The 16,221-nt window shown below is 64.4% G+C and carries 26 protein-coding genes; 14 read left to right on the top strand and 12 right to left on the bottom strand.

Translation table 11 applies throughout. The features are described from left to right. Positions 1–39 precede the first annotated feature (39 nt). Positions 40–333 carry a hypothetical protein gene (locus tag XH81_RS28120; RefSeq protein ID WP_028144046.1) on the top strand — a complete coding sequence of 98 codons (294 nt, stop codon included), beginning with the start codon at positions 40–42 and terminating at the stop codon, positions 331–333. Positions 334–343: 10 nt separating this feature from the next. On the opposite strand, the gene XH81_RS28115 is transcribed toward XH81_RS28120, so the two are convergent. Then, positions 344–856, bottom strand: coding sequence for a DUF4142 domain-containing protein (locus XH81_RS28115; RefSeq protein ID WP_038950583.1), 513 nt, complete (start codon positions 854–856; stop codon positions 344–346). Between the two features lie 94 nt (positions 857–950). On the opposite strand from XH81_RS28115, the gene XH81_RS28110 reads away from it, so the two are divergent. The 3 genes from XH81_RS28110 to XH81_RS28100 all read left to right on the top strand — a co-directional run bounded on the left by XH81_RS28110 (position 951) and on the right by XH81_RS28100 (position 1,687). Further along, complete coding sequence (locus tag XH81_RS28110) at positions 951–1,145, top strand: hypothetical protein (RefSeq protein ID WP_028144044.1); 195 nt, start codon at positions 951–953, stop codon at positions 1,143–1,145. A 118-nt stretch (positions 1,146–1,263) separates the two neighbouring features. Continuing rightward, positions 1,264–1,395 (top strand): hypothetical protein, encoded by a 132-nt coding sequence (locus XH81_RS28105; RefSeq protein WP_256379439.1) that lies wholly within the window; start codon positions 1,264–1,266, stop codon positions 1,393–1,395. Positions 1,396–1,465: 70 nt separating this feature from the next. Further along, the gene (locus XH81_RS28100) at positions 1,466–1,687 is read left to right on the top strand and encodes a hypothetical protein (RefSeq protein WP_028144043.1); all 222 of its coding nucleotides are present in this window, start codon (positions 1,466–1,468) and stop codon (positions 1,685–1,687) included. 151 nt (positions 1,688–1,838) lie between these two features. Here XH81_RS28100 and XH81_RS28095 read toward each other — a convergent pair whose 3' ends face one another. Continuing rightward, positions 1,839–2,087, bottom strand: a complete 249-nt coding sequence (locus tag XH81_RS28095) for a hypothetical protein (RefSeq protein ID WP_028144042.1) — start codon at positions 2,085–2,087, stop codon at positions 1,839–1,841. Positions 2,088–2,260: 173 nt separating this feature from the next. Here XH81_RS28095 and XH81_RS28090 point away from each other — a divergent pair, with 173 nt between their 5' ends. Next, entirely contained in the window at positions 2,261–2,419 is a 159-nt protein-coding gene (locus XH81_RS28090) for a hypothetical protein (RefSeq protein WP_018321736.1), read from the top strand. After that, on the top strand, positions 2,403–2,597 hold the full coding sequence (locus XH81_RS28085; RefSeq protein WP_038972658.1) for a hypothetical protein: 195 nt from the start codon (positions 2,403–2,405) through the stop codon (positions 2,595–2,597). Before XH81_RS28090 ends, XH81_RS28085 begins: the two co-directional genes overlap by 17 nt. On the opposite strand, the gene XH81_RS28080 is transcribed toward XH81_RS28085, so the two are convergent. The 6 genes from XH81_RS28080 to XH81_RS28055 all read right to left on the bottom strand — a co-directional run bounded on the left by XH81_RS28080 (position 2,568) and on the right by XH81_RS28055 (position 6,773). Further along, positions 2,568–3,053 (bottom strand): hypothetical protein, encoded by a 486-nt coding sequence (locus XH81_RS28080; RefSeq protein ID WP_038972659.1) that lies wholly within the window; start codon positions 3,051–3,053, stop codon positions 2,568–2,570. The two genes, XH81_RS28085 and XH81_RS28080, sit on opposite strands and share 30 nt — an antisense overlap. Beyond that, positions 3,053–3,400 carry a DUF3147 family protein gene (locus XH81_RS28075; protein ID WP_028144041.1) on the bottom strand — a complete coding sequence of 116 codons (348 nt, stop codon included), beginning with the start codon at positions 3,398–3,400 and terminating at the stop codon, positions 3,053–3,055. Before XH81_RS28075 ends, XH81_RS28080 begins: the two co-directional genes overlap by 1 nt. After that, positions 3,397–3,975, bottom strand: a complete 579-nt coding sequence (locus XH81_RS28070; RefSeq protein ID WP_095426966.1) for a phosphatase PAP2 family protein — start codon at positions 3,973–3,975, stop codon at positions 3,397–3,399. The genes XH81_RS28075 and XH81_RS28070 overlap by 4 nt, the downstream gene beginning before the upstream one ends. Positions 3,976–4,102: 127 nt before the next feature. Then, the gene (locus tag XH81_RS28065; protein WP_028144039.1) at positions 4,103–4,654 is read right to left on the bottom strand and encodes a DUF4142 domain-containing protein; all 552 of its coding nucleotides are present in this window, start codon (positions 4,652–4,654) and stop codon (positions 4,103–4,105) included. Positions 4,655–4,740: 86 nt separating this feature from the next. Next, positions 4,741–4,968: a hypothetical protein gene (locus XH81_RS28060; protein ID WP_028144038.1), complete on the bottom strand. Its 228-nt coding sequence runs from the start codon at positions 4,966–4,968 to the stop codon at positions 4,741–4,743. An 8-nt stretch (positions 4,969–4,976) separates the two neighbouring features. Continuing rightward, on the bottom strand, positions 4,977–6,773 hold the full coding sequence (locus XH81_RS28055; protein WP_152103356.1) for a thiamine pyrophosphate-requiring protein: 1,797 nt from the start codon (positions 6,771–6,773) through the stop codon (positions 4,977–4,979). Positions 6,774–6,914: 141 nt separating this feature from the next. On the opposite strand from XH81_RS28055, the gene XH81_RS28050 reads away from it, so the two are divergent. The 6 genes from XH81_RS28050 (at position 6,915) to XH81_RS28025 (ending at position 11,954) form a co-directional block, all read left to right on the top strand. Continuing rightward, complete coding sequence (locus tag XH81_RS28050; protein WP_028144036.1) at positions 6,915–7,289, top strand: PRC-barrel domain-containing protein; 375 nt, start codon at positions 6,915–6,917, stop codon at positions 7,287–7,289. A gap of 21 nt (positions 7,290–7,310) precedes the next feature. Continuing rightward, positions 7,311–7,469: a hypothetical protein gene (locus XH81_RS28045; RefSeq protein WP_018321727.1), complete on the top strand. Its 159-nt coding sequence runs from the start codon at positions 7,311–7,313 to the stop codon at positions 7,467–7,469. Between the two features lie 220 nt (positions 7,470–7,689). After that, positions 7,690–8,691, top strand: a complete 1,002-nt coding sequence (locus XH81_RS28040; RefSeq protein WP_028144035.1) for an NAD(P)H-dependent flavin oxidoreductase — start codon at positions 7,690–7,692, stop codon at positions 8,689–8,691. 108 nt (positions 8,692–8,799) lie between these two features. Further along, entirely contained in the window at positions 8,800–9,219 is a 420-nt protein-coding gene (locus XH81_RS28035) for a hypothetical protein (RefSeq protein ID WP_028144034.1), read from the top strand. 119 nt (positions 9,220–9,338) lie between these two features. Beyond that, positions 9,339–10,913 carry an alkaline phosphatase D family protein gene (locus XH81_RS28030; protein ID WP_028144033.1) on the top strand — a complete coding sequence of 525 codons (1,575 nt, stop codon included), beginning with the start codon at positions 9,339–9,341 and terminating at the stop codon, positions 10,911–10,913. A 222-nt stretch (positions 10,914–11,135) separates the two neighbouring features. Then, complete coding sequence (locus XH81_RS28025) at positions 11,136–11,954, top strand: aldo/keto reductase (protein ID WP_028144032.1); 819 nt, start codon at positions 11,136–11,138, stop codon at positions 11,952–11,954. Between the two features lie 216 nt (positions 11,955–12,170). On the opposite strand, the gene XH81_RS28020 is transcribed toward XH81_RS28025, so the two are convergent. Together XH81_RS28020 and XH81_RS28015 are read right to left on the bottom strand one after the other, a co-directional pair. Further along, positions 12,171–12,410, bottom strand: coding sequence for a hypothetical protein (locus XH81_RS28020; protein ID WP_028144031.1), 240 nt, complete (start codon positions 12,408–12,410; stop codon positions 12,171–12,173). A 95-nt stretch (positions 12,411–12,505) separates the two neighbouring features. Further along, positions 12,506–12,961, bottom strand: a complete 456-nt coding sequence (locus XH81_RS28015) for a hypothetical protein (RefSeq protein WP_028144030.1) — start codon at positions 12,959–12,961, stop codon at positions 12,506–12,508. Positions 12,962–13,120: 159 nt separating this feature from the next. Here XH81_RS28015 and XH81_RS28010 point away from each other — a divergent pair, with 159 nt between their 5' ends. Then, the gene (locus tag XH81_RS28010; protein ID WP_026202606.1) at positions 13,121–13,393 is read left to right on the top strand and encodes a helix-turn-helix domain-containing protein; all 273 of its coding nucleotides are present in this window, start codon (positions 13,121–13,123) and stop codon (positions 13,391–13,393) included. Positions 13,394–13,411: 18 nt separating this feature from the next. Then, the gene (gene hpaD, locus XH81_RS28005; RefSeq protein WP_028144029.1) at positions 13,412–14,266 is read left to right on the top strand and encodes a 3,4-dihydroxyphenylacetate 2,3-dioxygenase; all 855 of its coding nucleotides are present in this window, start codon (positions 13,412–13,414) and stop codon (positions 14,264–14,266) included. 10 nt (positions 14,267–14,276) lie between these two features. On the opposite strand, the gene XH81_RS28000 is transcribed toward hpaD, so the two are convergent. Both XH81_RS28000 and XH81_RS27995 read right to left on the bottom strand, forming a co-directional pair. Beyond that, complete coding sequence (locus tag XH81_RS28000) at positions 14,277–15,509, bottom strand: aminotransferase-like domain-containing protein (protein WP_028144028.1); 1,233 nt, start codon at positions 15,507–15,509, stop codon at positions 14,277–14,279. Positions 15,510–15,628: 119 nt separating this feature from the next. Next, positions 15,629–16,156 (bottom strand): DUF3124 domain-containing protein, encoded by a 528-nt coding sequence (locus XH81_RS27995; RefSeq protein WP_028144027.1) that lies wholly within the window; start codon positions 16,154–16,156, stop codon positions 15,629–15,631. Between the last annotated feature and the right edge of the window lie 65 nt (positions 16,157–16,221).

The raw sequence follows: 16,221 nt of genomic DNA, 5'->3' as shown, positions 1-16,221 counted from the left end.
AACCCTCGCGGTTAGCCCGCAAAGACATGGAGAACGGATATGAAAGCAGGACTTGCCGCGATCGTCGTCGTGCTGTTTGCCGGGTCGGCCTTGGCGCAGGGCGGAGCGCCCAGCGGCCGCGGGGCGGTGACCGGCGATCCCGCCGCGAGCTCCGCCAGCCCGAGGGCGGATACTCCGACGACGGGGGCGGCGACCCGGTCGAACCCGAGCGGCAGCGGCACCTCGTCTTCGGGCGGCAAGGACGACAATGGGGATGCGGGCCGGGACCGGATGCCGGAGAGCGACCGCACCGTGCGACCGCAGAGCCAGCAACATCATCCGAACGACAAATAAATAGAGGGGGCTACTTGTCCGCCATGGTGCGCCCGGCGTCCTTGACCTGTGCGCGCAGCATCGGGAGCTGCTCGCGCGCAAACGTTGCGAGCGCCGCGTTATCGGGCGCCTTCAAATAGCGTTCGAGCAGGTCAATGGCCGATTCATATTCGGGAATCTGCGAGGCATAGAAGCTTCGGACGTAAGTCGGTCCGTCGGACGTTTCGGGCTCGACCAGGCCCGCGCTGACCGACGTCGTCTTGCCGATGCGCGGCTCCGCGCCGATCGCCTCCTGGATCTGCTTCAGCGCCTTGTCGCGCTTGGCCGCTTCCTCGGCACGCAAGGCGGCGAGGTTCTTGACCTCGGCGTTGCCCTTCAGATCGGTGCTCTCCAGGAGGCCCTGCTGGAAGCGGCTGAAATCATAAAGGCCGCTGATGACGTCGGTTGCGCTCGGAGGGCGGCCGCCAGACTTTCGTTCACCGGTGCTGTCGGCAAGCGCTGCGGTGCTGATGAATGCCAGGATGATCGCGACAAGAACTCGCATCGATATCAAACAGCCAATGGCGTGCGGAGTTCCCTGAACATTACGATCCGGCAAGCGGGTTGCGACCCGAGAGTTCCGTCCCCACGTCTTCAATATGAAACAGTCTGACATCTTCAGGGATAATGCCGACAACTGTCTTCAGCTCGCCGAGCGCGCCGAGGGACAACCCGCCCACAAGCGCTTTTCGCGCATGGCGGACGCCTGGACGGCGCTCGCCCACGAGCAGGATTGGCTCGACGGGGAAATTCCGCCTCTCGTAGTCCGTTTCCCTCAAAAGCGGGATGCGTGAGGGCTCTGCTTTTCGTGAATCCGCGTGTGAGACCGCTCACGGAATGCAAGCGACCAATCCAGGATGATCAGGGGACAGTCGATCGCGTTGGTTTTCGCTTCCAGAAGGAGGTTTTGTGATGGCTCCACGTCTGGCTCTTCTTTCACTCATTCTCGCCTTTGGTGTCTCGGTCGCGTTCGCGACGGTGACGACGGTGCGCCAGGTTCATCTGGGGAATGCGTCGGCTGCGGTCCACGCGGCGCACAGCTAGCGCCTCGCCGGAACATTCGACGCCGCAGTGCGTAAGCGCTTCGACACATCAGGAGAGGTGAAAGCACATCATGGCCCATTCCGACCACGGCATCGTCAAGGACAAACGGGCGGAGGAACAGCCGCGCGACAAGCAGCGCGCACAGTCCGTGCACAAGACGGATCCGCAAAAGACGGGTTCGAAAGGCTCGCCGTCGCGGGAGGCGACGCGCGATCCCAAGCTCAACGACAACAGCAAGACGCCGGGCTCCGGCATGACGCCGGACGATTCCGGCGACGCGCCGAGCGGCTAGACGCAACGGTCAGCGCGAGGAACGAATCCTCGCGCGACGCGTCGACAGGTTGCTCCCGGTTGTCACGCCCCCGGTGCGCCGGAAGCAATCTCCAAGACGGCCCTGGCACGCCCCGTGCCGGGGTCGTTTGCTTATGAACGGCTCCTGTGGGTCAGCCCCCGGTGCCGTTCTCGGGATCCTCCTGCGTATGCCCGTCGGGCCCGCGGCCGAAAACGCCGAAGCTGCTCGACTTCACACCCGCAGCCGCGTCGACGCCGACGGCGGCCAATCCGAACTTGAGCAGTTCGCGGACCGCTGCCGCCCGCGTCGGCATGCGATGTTTGAACCGGAAATCGTCAACGGCGGCCAACTCTTCCGGCGTGAGCATGACCTGTAGGCGCTCGGCGCGAAGGTCGTTCATGGTCGATCACACAAATTGAGCAGGTTGAGTAGGTTACTCAACGAACCAACTTGGCGGGAGTTCCACAAGAGTCGAGAAAGACGCCGAATGAGTAAGAAAATATAACAAAATCAATGATTTATTATTGAAACGACTCCGGCGGTGGCGCATTCTCATGGAAAGGGAGAGAAGCCATGACGGACGAAGTCAGGTTGCCTCGCAAGCTTTCCGAAGAGCCGGAAGCCCCCAAGCCGGTGCGTCCCAGCCACCAGAAGGTCATCGAACAAGTCGAGCGCTGGGCCAACAGCCCGGGACTGCAGCCACCGAGGACGGAAGATGCGAAGACGATCTGAGCCACATACATTCGAACAGCGTCTCGGGGCGCAGAAGCTGCGGCTCGAGCATGAACTGTCGGGCCTGCCGGACGGCCGCCAGCGCGAAATTGTTCTTGCGCGCATCGATCAGCTTCAGACGGCCGCCGAGATGTACGGCTTTCTGATGCTACGGGAAGAGGCCGCGGCCCCTCGCTGATGGCCCCATGCGTTTGGTCTGCACGGTCCTCGAGGTGATGCGAAGCTTTCGCCGCAGCCACCAAGCCGACACCGACACGGCCGCCCATACCAGGATGGCGGCGACGAATGCGCCGATCACGGTTGTCGAAACCACGAGATAAAAGACTGCAGCGAACGCTGCGAGACCGATGCTCCCAAGGCCGGCACCGGCGGCATCGAGCGCTGCGGCCTGCTGCCCGCGTCTGTCTCCGCTGAGGCCGGCCTTTTCCTTGGCGCGGCGCTCATGGCTTTCGATCAGCGTTGCACTGGCGCAGAAGATGGCGGGGAGCGCGAGGAAGAGGCCGCCGACGGAGACGCCGAAACCTGTGGTCACGGCTCCCGCGAGGACCGTCGCCAGTCCGCCGAGCAGAAAGCGGATACCGTACTCGTACCACCGAGTCTGTTTCAGCGCCGATGCAGACATCTTGACCAGCATCAGGCAGCACCTCCGAAACCCGCGAGCAGAGCGAAGGCGACGACGAGCCATGCGGCAAAAGCGAGAATGGTGGCTGGCAGTGCGGAGAAATGAAACCTCATCAGGAGATGGCAGACGACGATGCTGTAGCAGCCGAGTGCGATGGCACCATAGATCATCGTCCAGCTTTCGGCGGCGACATATTGCGGGCCGTGCTGGACGACGGCGATGCTGAGGGTGGCCAGAGCGACCGACGGCGCCGCGCCGAGCAGGCCGGCAAAGCTCTTCGGCCGCAGCATGTCGCCCAGGATGGAGAAGGCAGAGACGATCAGGCCGCCGGCGATGAAGCGCAGGAGGTATTCGGTCATGGCCGTATCCGTGAGGCCTTGGACCGCCGCTTCGCCAGCGTGAACGGCCTGAACAGTCGCTCGACGGCGACGCCGAGCGCGAAACCGGCCACCACGTCGCTGGCCCAATGCGCCAGCACCACGATGCGCGTCAACGACAGCGCCACGGCAACGAAGCGGACCGCCTGACGCCGGGCAGGCGGCAACAGGTCGGCCGCCGAGGCGAGGGCGCCCATGTGCACGGCGTGACCGGAGGGAAATGCGTCGCGTGATCGCCCCGAGAAGGGGACGCCGCGCCAGTGGCCGGCCACCGTCAGCCGGTCCGGCCTGGTCTGATCGAACACGGATTTGAGAACATGCGGCAGCACGGCTGTCGCCAGCGAGACCATGAGAATGTGATCTGCAACGCGACGCTGCTGCGGTTGCCGCAGCCGGGTGTAGAGCCATCCCGCGGCGGCGAGCGCGATGAGCACATGCTCGTCGGCGCCCCAGGTCAATGTCTGGGCCGCATGCTCGAGGCCGGAGTTGGTGTGGTGCGCGATCTCGTTCGCGATCGCCGTATCGATCCGGGTGGGTTTGACTGTTACGAGCGCCATCGGTCCGCAGGCGAGATGTTCTTCATGACAAATTTGTAAAGCCCGGAATCAACGAAGGTTCCTGAGTTCGGCCGCGTCGGCACCAGGCCCGCGGGGCGCCGGCCAAGCCGGCGCCCTCGTTCGAGGTTTACTTCGCCTGGCCGACGCTCGGCGCCTTGCCGAGCTCCTTGGCCATGTCGAGATGGTGCTTGAGCGCCGGCAGAGTCTTGCCGGCCCAATCCTTCAGCGCCGAATTGTCGCCGCCCTTGGCGTAGCGCTCGAACAGCGACACGGCATCCTCATGGGCGCTCACCTGGTAGGAATTGTAGTCCGAGCTGAAGTCCTTGCCATTCGCGCTCTTGAGCTTGTCGAGCTTGCTCTGGTGCGAGCTGTCGAGCGCCGTCGGAAGGGTCGCCTGCACCTTGCCGTCACCGACGAGACCCTTGAGCTCGGTGCTGGTCTTGGTGTGGTCGGTCACCATCTGCTGCGCGAAGCTCTTCTCCTGCGCGTTGCCCTTTTGCGTAGCGAGCTTGCTCGACTCGATCTCGAACATGTCGCTGATGGCGACCTGCTTGACGAAGTCGGTAGTCGTTGGCGCGACACCGAGCGCCGAATTGACGCCGGTCTTCTCGCCAAGAGATTGGGCGAGCGCGGGCCCTGCGACAAGCACGCAGGCAAGGGCGATGATGGTACGTTTCATGTTCGGTCCCTCCGAGTGGGCGCGCGGCCTCTTGCCGCGCGATATTGCGCCGATCAACACGTCGTATGCGCCGAGGTTCCTAACGACTAATCCGCCGGATTCCGCCCGGTGCGCGGATTGATGGGATCGGTCGGCTTGCGTCGCAGCCGCTCGGGGAGAAACGGCTCGGCGGCGACGGCCGTGGCTTCGGCACGCACATCGGCATGGCGCTGCGCGCGCTCGTGCGGAGTCTTGTTGTCGTTGAAATGGTACTTCACATCGACGCCATCGACGGGATCGTTGACGCCGTGCTGGATGTCGCGAAAGTCGCTCATGGTTGACCTCATTGCTTTCCGGGCAGGATCGTTTCGAGCACCTGCCGCGCTGCTCCCTTGATCATCCCGCTCTCGTTCGGATCGCCCTTCAAGAGGGCGAGCGAGAAGTTCTTGGCCTGCTGAAGCGTGATATGCGGCGGCAGCGGCGGCACTTCGGGATCGGTCTTCACCTCCAGCACGACGGGCATCTCGCTTGCCAGCGCCTGCTCCCAGGCCGAGCCGAGCAGCTGTGGGGTGTCGACGAAGATGCCGCGCAGGCCGATGAGCTCGGCGAAGCGTGAATAGGAGACGTCGGGAATGCGCTGCGAGGCTTCGAATTTGGGGTCGCCGTTGATGATGCGCTGCTCCCAGGTCACCTGGTTGAGGTCCTCGTTGTTGAAGACGCAGACGACGAAGCGCGGGTCGCGCCAGGAGCGCCAGTATTTCGCGGCGGTGATCAATTCGGCCATGTTGTTCATCTGCATCGCGCCGTCGCCGACCAGCGCGATCACCGGACGGTCCGGATGGGCGTATTTGGCGGCGAGCGCATAGGGCACCGCGGCGCCCATCGAGGCGAGGCCGCCGGAGAGCGAGGCCGTCATGCCGCGGCGCATCTTCAGGTCGCGGGCGAACCAATTGGCGCAAGAGCCGGAATCGCTGGTGATGATCGCACGGTCGGGCAGGCGCGGGGACAATTCCCAGGCGACGAGCTGCGGATTGACGGGCGCCGCCGGCTGATGTGCCCGGCCATCCAGCGTCTTCCACCATGTCGCGACGTCAGCTTCGATACTTTGGCGCCAGGCGCCGTCGCTCTTGGGCTTCAGCCGCGGCAACAGAGCGCGCAGCGTCTCGGCGGCATCGCCCACGAGGCCGACCTCCATGGGAAAGCGGATCGACATCATGCCGGCGTCGATGTCGATCTGCACGCCGCGGGCCGCGCCTTCCTTCGGCAGGAACTCGGCATAGGGGAAGGCAGAGCCGACCATCAGCAGCGTGTCGCACTCCATCATCATGTTGTAGCTGGGCTCGGTGCCGAGCAGGCCGATCGAGCCGGTGACCCACGGCAGGTCGTCGGGCAGCGCGGCCTTGCCGAGCAGCGCCTTGGCGCAGCCGGCCGAGAGCCGGTCAGAGACGGCGATCACCTCGTCGGTTGCGCCAAGGGCGCCGGCGCCGACGAGCATCGCGACCTTCTTGCCGGCATTGAGCACTTCCGCGGCGCGATCGAGATCGGCCTCACGTGGCATGATGCTGGGCGCGCTATAACCAATGCCGGAATGCAGCGTGCCGTGTGCACGTGGCGGGCTCTCGAAAGCTTCTTCCTGCAGGTCGTTGGGCAGGATGATCACGGTCGGGGCCCGCCGCGCCAGCGCGATCCGCACGGCTCGGTCGATCAAGTGTCGCACTTGCGCAGGCGAGGATGCCTGCATGACGTAGGCACCGGCGACGTCCTTGAACATGGAGAGAAGGTCGATCTCCTGCTGATAGTGCCCGCCGAGAGCGTTGCGGGCCTGCTGGCCGACAATCGCCAGCACCGGCTGGTGATCGAGCAGCGCATCGTAGAGCCCGGTGATGAGATGCGAGGCACCCGGGCCCGAGGTCGCGATGCAGACGCCGAGCTGCCCTGAGAATTTTGCGTAGGCGCTGGCCATGAATGCCGCCATCTCCTCGTGCCGCGCCTGCACGAAGCCGATCTCGCCTTCCTTGCCTTGGGCCCGGTTCATCGCGCCGAACACGCCGTTGATGCCGTCGCCGGGATAGCCAAAGATGTGCCGCACGCCCCATTGATGCAGACGCTGGACGATGAAGTCGGAGACGGTCTGGGACATCGCGCGTGGCTCTCGGTTGTGCGTGAAGTTCAGAGAACGGCTCCTTCCCTGCGATGTTCCTGGTCCACTTCCGGGAACATCGGCGCCGGAACGATCGCTTGCTCATCCGGTTGATTCACATTGGCTGAGTGGAGGATTGAGATGCTGAATCAAGGCGAGCTGGGCCGCAGCGAGATGGGACGGCTGATCGGCAGCGACAAGGTCGAGGGAACGTCGGTTTACGGCGCCGACCGCAACCGGATCGGTTCGATCGAACGCGTGATGATCGACAAGGTCAGCGGCAGGGTGTCCTACGCCGTGCTTGGCTTCGGCGGATTCCTGGGCCTCGGCAACGACCACTACCCGTTGCCCTGGCAGTCGCTGAAATACGACACGGAGCTTGGCGGGTATGTCACCGGCATCACCACCAAGGAACTGGAAGGGGCGCCGAAATATGGCGAACGAAGCGATTGGAACTGGGGTGATGATGCCGCGGTGCGCGGCATCAACTCCTATTATGGTGTTCCCTTTGCTTGACGTTCACGGAAAGGGAGATCGATGAGCAAGGAACGGCCTAACGACGATCCCCGGCAGCAGAACGACTGGGGTTCGCACCGGCAGACGGACAAGCCCTGGAAGGGCAATCCGGAGAAGGAGCAGGGATCGGACGAGGAGAAGCCCGATCTCGAGAAATGGCACGAGACGAAGACGCACTGAGACAGGCGGGCTTCCCGTGAGACGTCAGAGACGAGCGCGGCACGCACTGTGCCGCGCTTCTTTTTGAGCCGTCGTTCACGACTGGCAGCGGGGCTCTCACGAGGTGTGGGCCTCGCGGACCCTCAAAATGGAGATCCCCCTTCGGAGAGAAATGGTGACCGCGGCGCAAAAGTCCGGCTAGACTGAACCCGATCTGAGCAAATTCCGGGAGGCGAATTAAGTGAAGACCGCGATCACCGAGCTGTTCGGCATCGAGCACCCCATCATCCAGGGCGGCATGCATTTCGTCGGCTTTGCCGAGCTGGCTGCTGCCGTTTCCAATGCCGGCGGGCTCGGCATCATCACCGGCCTGACGCAGAAGACACCGGAATTGCTCGCCAAGGAGATCGCGCGCTGCCGCGACATGACCGACAAGCCGTTCGGCGTGAACCTCACCTTCCTGCCGACCTTCGCGGCGCCGCCCTATCCGGAATACATCGCGGCCATCGTCGAGGGTGGCATCAAGGCGGTGGAGACGGCCGGCCGCAGCCCCGAACAATACATGCCGGCGCTGAAGGCGGCGGGCATCAAGGTCATCCACAAATGCACCTCGGTGCGTCACTCACTCAAGGCCGAGCGGATCGGCTGCGATGCCGTCAGCGTCGACGGCTTCGAGTGCGGCGGTCATCCCGGCGAGGACGACATTCCCAACATGATCCTGCTGCCGCGCGCGGCGGAGGAATTGAAGATCCCCTTCGTCGCCTCCGGCGGCATGGCGGACGGGCGCAGCCTCGTCGCGGCATTGTCGCTGGGTGCCGCCGGCATGAACATGGGCACGCGCTTCATCGCCACCAAGGAAGCGCCCGTGCATCAGAACGTGAAGAATGCGCTGGTCGCCGCGACCGAGCTCGACACCCGCCTGATCATGCGCAGCCTGCGCAACACCGAGCGCGTGCTGAGGAACGCCAATGTCGATCGCCTGATCGAGATCGAGCGCGAGAAGGGCGACAAGCTGAAGATCGACGACATCCACGATCAGGTCGCGGGCGTCTATCCCAGGATCATGCTGGAGGGACAGATGGACGCCGGCGCGTGGAGCTGCGGCATGGTCGCCGGCCTGATCCACGACATCCCCTCCTGCAAGGAACTCGTCGATCGGATCATGACCGAGGCGGAACAGATCATCCGTAGCCGTTTGATGGGGTTCCTGGATGGGACGGCGGCGACGCGAAAGGTCGCTTGACACCGCTAAACTTCTTAACCACGGCGGCACTTGGCCGCTGGAATCGCAAGCGAGGCCTCCTAAATAAGGATAAAATATCCCTTTCAAAATCAATTTCAGGAGGCGTCCGTGGTCCTGAAAAGCGTTCCTTTTGCAGTTGCCGTTGCCCTCGTGATCGCATGGGGCGGCTTCGCGCGCGCTGACGACTACAAGCCAGACGAATATCTCGGCCTCGATCTCTCCAAGGCCGTGCTGTCGCCGAAACGTCTCGGGCCCGAGACGCACTTCGCTCCGGTTGCGCTGGAAGCGCGAGGCGGCAATGAGGCGCAGGCCCGCGCCGCACCCGTCGACACGCCGAAGAAGGTTGCGGCCGAACGCGTCCGTGCGGCCGAGCCGAAGGTTGCGCACGCCAGGCCTGCCCAGCCGCGCGGCGCAGCCCGGACCAAACTCGCGCATCGCCACGGCAATCCGCTGGATGCGCAGGCGAGGGATACCCGCATCCAGACCTGGCCGTGCCGCTCCGGCGGCATCTGCAACTGGCAGCGTTAACCCGGTCTGAGCGCGTCATCGGCGCGTCGCAAAACCGTAGGCGCGGGGTCAAGAAACCGTAAGGGTAGGAGTCAAGGAGCGCAGGCACCTTCCGTCGCGATTCGACGAAGGTTTCCTGAATGGCAACGCTCCGCGCTTCGCGCGCATGGACCCGGCGGCAATTCCTGGTCCGCTCGACCTCCAGCCTCGCCGTCGCCTCGCTCGGCACGCTCGCAACGCCACACCTCAGCCGCGCCGCCGATCGGCCGCAGATCGCGGGCGGTATCCAGTCCGGCGACGTCTCTGGGGACTCCGCCGTGATCTGGGCGCGCGCCGACCGCCCCGCGCGGATGCAGGTGGAATGCTCGACCGTCGAGAGCTTCGAGACCATCATCGCGTCAGCTTCGCGCGACGCTCTGCTTGATGCGGATTTCACCGCAAAGCTGCTGCTGAACGATCTGCCGCCCGGCCAGGATATCTTCTACCGCGTGCGCTTCGACGACATCGCGGCCGGCATTGCCGGCGAAAGCCGCGTCGGCCATTTCCGCACCGCGCCGGCCGCGGGCCGGTCGATCTCGTTCGTGTGGTCCGGGGATGTCGCGGGGCAGGGCTGGGGTATCGACGTTTCGCGCGGCGGCTATCGCAGCTATCGCACCATGCTCGATAACCGTCCGGATTTCTTCATCCACTCCGGAGATCACATCTACGCCGACTGCACGGTTCCTTCCGAGCAGAGGCTGCCGAACGGCGAGATCTGGCGCAACCTCGTGACCGAGGAAAAGTCCGAGGTCGCGCACACACTGGGGCAGTTTCGCGGCAATTACAGATACAACCATCTCGACGAGAATTTTCGCGCCTTCCACGCCGAGGTGCCGATGTTCGCGCAATGGGACGACCACGAGGTCACCAACGACTGGTCACCGGCCGGCAGCCATGACGAGTCCGGTTATGAGGACGACGGCACCCCGCGCCTGGTCGCGCACGCCCGCCGCGCCTTCTTCGACTTCATGCCGATCCGCGATATCGGCGCGCGGCAAGGCCGGGTCTATCGCAAGATCGCCTACGGCCCGCTGCTGGACGTCTTCATGATCGACATGCGCAGCTATCGCGACGACAGCTGGAACAAGGGCGGCGATCACCGCGGCTGGATTTTGGGTGCCGAGCAGATCGCCTGGCTGAAGCGCGAGCTCGCGGCCTCGCGCGCGACCTGGAAGGTGATTGCGGCCGATTTGCCGATCGGCCTGGTCAGCCTGGATGCCGTCGCGCTTGGTGATGGGCCGCCCGACCGGCGCGAGCACGAGATCGCCGACCTTCTGGCCTCCATCAAGCGCGCCGGCGTGCGCAACATCGTCTGGCTGACCGCCGACATGCATTACACCGCCGCGCATTATTACGATCCCGCCAAGGCGCAGTTTCAAGACTTCGAGCCGTTCTGGGAGTTCGTCTCCGGCCCGCTGCACGCCGGCACCTGGGGCCCGGGCGAGCTCGACAACACCTTTGGTCCGGTCGCGATGTACCAGAACGGCTGTAGCGCGGCGCAGGGCGAGAATTTGGCGCCGTGTTTCGGACTGCAATTCTTCGGCCGAGTCGACATCGACGGTGCCAGCGGCGTGATGACTGTGACCTTGAAAGACGTGGACAATCGCGACCTCTGGTCGGTCGACATCGTGCCGCAGCCGCAGGCGCGACCTGCCGTGGTGGCACAGCATTCGTGAGGGGCGGGGCGACTATGAGCCCAGTTGTCATGGCCGGGCTCGTCCCGGACATGACGGCTGAGAGGAATGGTGCGTGCAATGCTAACCCGATCTTGATTGGCAGCGCTGCCCATGCCGGGCTATGCTCCTCACTCCCGCCACCTCTTTTCCATCACCGAAGAGTCTGCCCACGCGGCAACGCCGCGTGCATCCAGCGGGTTGAACGACGTCAGGAGCCTGTTCATGGACAATCTGAAGACCCAGGGCATCAGCATGCCCAAGCTCGGCCTCGGCACCTTCCGCATGCAGGGCGATGCCTGCCGCGCCGCAGTCGAGAGCGCGCTGTCGATCGGCTATCGCCACATCGACACCGCCGAGATGTACGCCAACGAAGAATCCATCGGCGCCGCCCTTGCCGCGGCTCGCCTGCCGCGCGGCGAACTGCACGTCACGACCAAGGTCTGGCATGAGAACCTCAGCCCCGACGCGATCCGCCGCGCCTTCGATGCGAGCCTGAACAAGCTCAGGCTCGATCATGTCGATCTCTATCTCGTGCACTGGCCGTCGAAGGCGGCGAACTGGGGTGCGGTGTTCGAGACATTGATGAAGCTGAAGCAGGAGGGGCGCACGCGGGCGATTGGCGTTGCCAATTTCACCACGGCGCTGCTCAAGACCGTGGTCGAGGACATCAGGGCGCCGATCGCCTGCAACCAGATCGAATATCACGCAATGCTCGATCAATCGAAGGTGCTGGCCTATCTCGCCGCGAAGTCGATCCCGCTGGTGGCCTATTGTCCCCTCGCGCAAGGGCGCATTGCCTCGGAGCCGGTGCTGGCCGAGATCGGCGCCAGGCACAACGCAACCGCTGCGCAGGTGGCGCTGAAATGGCTGCTCGACCAGGACGGCGTCGCCGCGATTCCGAAGGCCTCGCGCCGGGAGAGCCAGCAAGCCAATCTCGATGCGCTGAAGATCACGCTCGACGATGCCGACCGCAACAAGATCGCGGCGCTGCCCAAGGACCGCCGCTGCGTCAATCCGGGCTTCGCGCCGGCGTGGGATTAGCTTCGTCAACACGCCCTGCGAACGCAGAATAATCGTAGGGTGGGCAAAGGCGCCCTTGCGCCGTGCCCACCACTTCTCCTTGATCACTACGGAAGCGGTGGGCACGCTTCCGCCGTCGCTCTTCGAGCTATGGCGGACAAGTCGCTTTGCCCACCCTACAAGACTGCGCGCAAGAGAAATGGCCCCGTGAGGGGCCATTTCCATATGCGCTCTGCATTAGTCCCAGTTGTGATGGCGATGGCTGCGCTTGATCACCACGACCTTGTCGCGATTGTGCCAGCCACGATGCCAACCATGGTCGCGATGGCCGCGGAATTCGGCGCGAGCGCCGTACGGCCCGTGATGATGATGGTGGTAGCCGCCGCGCTTGATCACCACCGTCTCCGCGCTCGCCAGCGTCGGCGCCGCGATCACGAGCGCACCCAGGGCCGCAACCACATAACCAAGCTTCTTCATGATGTCCTCCTCCAATCGAATGCACAATTAAACCGCGCATTCGCGCGAACGTTCCGGAGGAAACGCGGGAGAATTCTGAACAGCTGTTCAGCTGACTAATCGCAGCGTTGCTGCGCCGGCGTCGGCGCGCCGGTGGCGACGTACTTGCCGTCCCTGATCGTGTACTCGCCACGCTCGCTGCGATTGTAGATCGCGCGCAGGCTGCTGCCGTCCTTCGCCAGCAGCAGCCCGAACTCACGGGCCTGGTGCAGCGAGGGGAAGTACACCATCACATTGAGCAGGCCCTCGGCGCTGACCCTGGCCGACACCACCTCGTTCTCGTCCCTGGCCTCGCCGAAATTGCGCCGGTACATCACCCGGCCGTCCTTCCGGATTTCGTAAGTCAGGAGCGCGCCCTTGTCGCGGTCAGGCCCGGTTGCGCAATCGACCGCCCACGAGCCGAGCAGGCCCCATTGCTCGACCGTCGCGGTCAGTGTCTCGGCACCTGCCGTGGAGGTGATCGCCGCCCACAGCATCGCAGCCGCGATCCAGCGGCTCAAACAACGCGTCATGTCCTGAAGAAACCCCGCCTCGAAGAATTCCAAAGTGTAGCATCCCGTCCGCTTCCGTCCATGGCTGCCGCCGATCGCTCGCGAATTTGATCCGCGTCAATGAGGCCGGTCTTTTCCGGCGTAGGATGGCGCTTCCCGAAGGCGAACCTGGATAGACCAATGCTGAATCAAGTCATGGATTTTGCGGGCGAAGTGCTGCCGGGGAGCTGCGCCGTGCCGCCTTATTCCGAGACCGCGTTTCTGACCGAGCTGGGCGATCGCTTGCGGTCCTCGCGCATGCGCTGCGACCTGTCGCGCCGCGAGCTGGCCCGCCGTTCCGGGATTTCCGAGCGCTATATCGCCCAGATCGAGGCCGGCAAGGGCAACGTCTCGATCGTCCTCTTGCTGAGGCTGGCCTCCGCGATCCACGGCAGCCAGCCACAGGCGGCCTGACGCTTCGGGGTGACCGCCATGGGGCAACTCGTACTCGCGGCCAAGGTCACCCACGTTCCATCGCTGATGCTGTCGGAGCAACCCGGCAGCCCGTTACGCGATGCGCGCGAGCCGGCGGTCAGGTCTTTGCGCGAGCTCGGCCGGCGGGCGAAGGAGCGCGGCGTGACCTGCTTTGTGGTGTTCGACACCCACTGGCTCTCCAATTTCGGCTACCACATCAATGCCAATGCGCGGCATTGCGGCTCGTTCACGAGCCACGAGGCGCCGCAGATGATCCAGGATCTGCGCTACGATTTGCCGGGCGACACGCGCCTGGCCGAAGCCATCGCTGATAGGGCCGGGGACGCCGGCCTGAACGTGATCGCCCATCAGGTGGCCAGCCTCGGGCTCGAATACGGCACCGTCGTGCCGATGCACTACCTGAACCGGGACGGCTTCGCGAAGGCCGTCTCGGTCGCCTCGCCGCTATTCACCTCCTTCGAGGAGAGCCGGATCCTCGGTGAAGCGACCCGCCGCGCGATCGATGAATCCGGTGAACGCGTCGCAATCATCGCCAGCGGTTCGCTCTCGCATCGGCTCTGGCCGAACAAGAAGCTGGGCCCCGAGGCCTGGACGTCGGTCGCCAGCGAGTTCAACCGTCAGGTCGATCTGCGCGTGCTCGAGCTGTGGCAGAGCCGCCGCTATCGCGAATTCCTCGACATGCTTCCGGATTACGCCACCAAGTGCAACGGCGAAGGCGGCATGGCCGACACCATCATGCTGTTCGCCGCGCTTGGCTGGTACGACTACCGCGGCGCCGCCGAGCAGCTCTGCGACTATTTTCCGTCCTCCGGGAGCGGCCAAGTCAACGTGGAGTTTCACGTCGAGGCGTGAGGCCGCGGCCTCAGGCCCGCTTCTCAACATTGGCACTCCGGGCCGGCACCCCGAATTCCTTGCGGCAGACCTCGGCCAGCACGGCGACGCCCTCGCGGATCTGCTGGTGCGTCGGACTCGCAAAACACAGCCTGAGGCGCGAGCTGGCATGGCTCTTGTTGGTCGACCATTCCGGCCCCGGATTGATCGAGACGCCGGCGGTGAGAGCGGCCTGATAGAGTTTCAGCGTATCGACCTGGTCGGGCAGCTTCACCCAGAGGAAGATGCCGCCCTTGGGCTCCTCGAACTCGGCGGCCGTCCCGAACTGCTCGTTCAGCGCCTCCATCAGCGTGTCGAGCTTGGTGCGCAGCGCCTTGGTCAGGGCCGGCACGTGGCTCGCGAAATGCGGCTTGCAATAGGCGGCGAGCACCATCTGCTCCAGCGCGCCGGAGCCGGCATCCGTCTTCAGCGCCAGCATCCGCGACATCACCTCCCAGGGCGCCACGATGAAGCCGACGCGCAGCGCCGGCGCGATCGACTTGGAGAACGAGCCGATATGAATCACGCCGCCGTTCGGGCTCATCGCATGAATCGCCGGCGGCCGCTGCCCCGACCAGACGAGATCGGCATAGCAATCGTCCTCGAAGATCGGCACGCCATACTCGGTCGCGAGCCGTACCAGCTCGGTGCGGCGGCTCTCGGGCATGATGCTGCCGGTCGGATTCTGCACCGTCGGAATGGTGTAGATGTATTTCGGCCGGATCCCGCGGCTCTTCAGGTCGGCCAGCGTCGCGGCCAGCACGTCCATGCGCATGCCGTCCTTGTCGAGGGGGACGCCGACCACATTGACGCCGAGCCGTGCCAGGCGGGTCAGCGAGCCCTGATAGCTGTCCTGCTCGAAGATCACGGTGTCGCCGCGGGTCAGCAGCGTCGCGTTGACGAGGTCGAGCGCCTGGAGCGAGCCGGACACGATCAGGAGATCGTCGACGGTGCAGTTGATGCCGGCATCGCGCTTGAGCTTGGTCACCAGGAATTCGCGCAAGGGCAGGTAGCCCTGCGGCCCATGCGCCAGCCCGTAAGTGGCGAGCGACCGGCCCTCTCGCCGCAGCACCGTGTTGGTCGCTTCGATCAACTCGTCGAGCGGCACCTGTTCGGAATCGTTATTGCCGCCCACAAAACTGTATTTGGCGAGGCCGGTCCAGCGCGCAGAAGGGGCCGGCAGCCCTGCCGGAAACAGGGGTGCGAAATCGAAGCTGGACGTCATGGGCGTTCCTCGTTTTGTTCTTGTTGAGCCAGCCGGCGTTGCGCCGGCCAGCCTTGTGTCTTGCCGGCCGTCCGGGTCGGACGGCCTTACTTCTTGCTAGCCGTCCGGGTCGGACGGACTCACTTCTTTGTGGCCGTCCTAGTCGGACGGCCCTGGCTGATGAAAGCGTAATGCGCATTGGCGACGCCGCCAACCATCAGGGCCTCGACCACGGGCTCGGCGATCTCGCCTGTCGCGGCCCAGTCGACGAGGAAATTGGCCCCGGTCCCGCCGCGCACGTCGTCGGTCGGAATGAAGATCGAGACGGTGGCCAGCGGCCTCACGGCCACCGGCGCCTTCAGATAACTCTCGACCTGCTTGCCTGCGGTGTCGAAATAAGCGATGCGTTTGATCACCAGCGGCTGGGTCTCGGAGGCGTTGTGAACACTCAAGGTCACCGAGAAGTCGACGCGCAGCTTGCCCTGGCTCATTGCGACGCTGGAATAGGCAGGCACGTAGAATCCACCGGAGATTGCGAGTTCCTCCTTCGGCAGCGCGGTGAGGGAATCGGCAAAGTTCTGTTCAATATTGACCTTGGATTGTGCGACGGCGGGCACGGCAAAGGCGAGGGGACATAGCAGCATTGCTGCGAACAGCCCTTTTCGCATGTGACGAATTGCTCGCTTGCCGCGCCGCAACCCGCCTCTAGGGTGCGGCAAAACGGACCAATTTG

Source organism: Bradyrhizobium sp. CCBAU 25360 (genome assembly GCF_028128695.1).
In the GTDB taxonomy this organism is placed as follows: domain Bacteria; phylum Pseudomonadota; class Alphaproteobacteria; order Rhizobiales; family Xanthobacteraceae; genus Bradyrhizobium; species Bradyrhizobium ottawaense.
The sequence above is the reverse complement of the archived record's forward strand: the minus strand, read 5'-3'. Positions and strand labels throughout refer to the sequence as shown.

Excerpts from the sequence above, each read along its gene's own strand:
- XH81_RS28120 (WP_028144046.1), top strand. The coding sequence starts at position 40 with ATGAAAGCAGGACTTGCCGCGATCGTCGTCGTGCTGTTTGCCGGGTCG.
- XH81_RS28115 (WP_038950583.1), bottom strand. The coding sequence starts at position 856 with ATGCGAGTTCTTGTCGCGATCATCCTGGCATTCATCAGCACCGCAGCG.
- XH81_RS28110 (WP_028144044.1), top strand. The coding sequence starts at position 951 with ATGAAACAGTCTGACATCTTCAGGGATAATGCCGACAACTGTCTTCAG.
- XH81_RS28105 (WP_256379439.1), top strand. The coding sequence starts at position 1,264 with ATGGCTCCACGTCTGGCTCTTCTTTCACTCATTCTCGCCTTTGGTGTC.
- XH81_RS28100 (WP_028144043.1), top strand. The coding sequence starts at position 1,466 with ATGGCCCATTCCGACCACGGCATCGTCAAGGACAAACGGGCGGAGGAA.
- XH81_RS28095 (WP_028144042.1), bottom strand. The coding sequence starts at position 2,087 with ATGAACGACCTTCGCGCCGAGCGCCTACAGGTCATGCTCACGCCGGAA.
- XH81_RS28090 (WP_018321736.1), top strand. The coding sequence starts at position 2,261 with ATGACGGACGAAGTCAGGTTGCCTCGCAAGCTTTCCGAAGAGCCGGAA.
- XH81_RS28085 (WP_038972658.1), top strand. The coding sequence starts at position 2,403 with ATGCGAAGACGATCTGAGCCACATACATTCGAACAGCGTCTCGGGGCG.
- XH81_RS28080 (WP_038972659.1), bottom strand. The coding sequence starts at position 3,053 with ATGCTGGTCAAGATGTCTGCATCGGCGCTGAAACAGACTCGGTGGTAC.
- XH81_RS28075 (WP_028144041.1), bottom strand. The coding sequence starts at position 3,400 with ATGACCGAATACCTCCTGCGCTTCATCGCCGGCGGCCTGATCGTCTCT.
- XH81_RS28070 (WP_095426966.1), bottom strand. The coding sequence starts at position 3,975 with ATGGCGCTCGTAACAGTCAAACCCACCCGGATCGATACGGCGATCGCG.
- XH81_RS28065 (WP_028144039.1), bottom strand. The coding sequence starts at position 4,654 with ATGAAACGTACCATCATCGCCCTTGCCTGCGTGCTTGTCGCAGGGCCC.
- XH81_RS28060 (WP_028144038.1), bottom strand. The coding sequence starts at position 4,968 with ATGAGCGACTTTCGCGACATCCAGCACGGCGTCAACGATCCCGTCGAT.
- XH81_RS28055 (WP_152103356.1), bottom strand. The coding sequence starts at position 6,773 with ATGTCCCAGACCGTCTCCGACTTCATCGTCCAGCGTCTGCATCAATGG.
- XH81_RS28050 (WP_028144036.1), top strand. The coding sequence starts at position 6,915 with ATGCTGAATCAAGGCGAGCTGGGCCGCAGCGAGATGGGACGGCTGATC.
- XH81_RS28045 (WP_018321727.1), top strand. The coding sequence starts at position 7,311 with ATGAGCAAGGAACGGCCTAACGACGATCCCCGGCAGCAGAACGACTGG.
- XH81_RS28030 (WP_028144033.1), top strand. The coding sequence starts at position 9,339 with ATGGCAACGCTCCGCGCTTCGCGCGCATGGACCCGGCGGCAATTCCTG.
- XH81_RS28025 (WP_028144032.1), top strand. The coding sequence starts at position 11,136 with ATGGACAATCTGAAGACCCAGGGCATCAGCATGCCCAAGCTCGGCCTC.
- XH81_RS28020 (WP_028144031.1), bottom strand. The coding sequence starts at position 12,410 with ATGAAGAAGCTTGGTTATGTGGTTGCGGCCCTGGGTGCGCTCGTGATC.
- XH81_RS28015 (WP_028144030.1), bottom strand. The coding sequence starts at position 12,961 with ATGACGCGTTGTTTGAGCCGCTGGATCGCGGCTGCGATGCTGTGGGCG.
- XH81_RS28010 (WP_026202606.1), top strand. The coding sequence starts at position 13,121 with ATGCTGAATCAAGTCATGGATTTTGCGGGCGAAGTGCTGCCGGGGAGC.
- hpaD (WP_028144029.1), top strand. The coding sequence starts at position 13,412 with ATGGGGCAACTCGTACTCGCGGCCAAGGTCACCCACGTTCCATCGCTG.
- XH81_RS28000 (WP_028144028.1), bottom strand. The coding sequence starts at position 15,509 with ATGACGTCCAGCTTCGATTTCGCACCCCTGTTTCCGGCAGGGCTGCCG.
- XH81_RS27995 (WP_028144027.1), bottom strand. The coding sequence starts at position 16,156 with ATGCGAAAAGGGCTGTTCGCAGCAATGCTGCTATGTCCCCTCGCCTTT.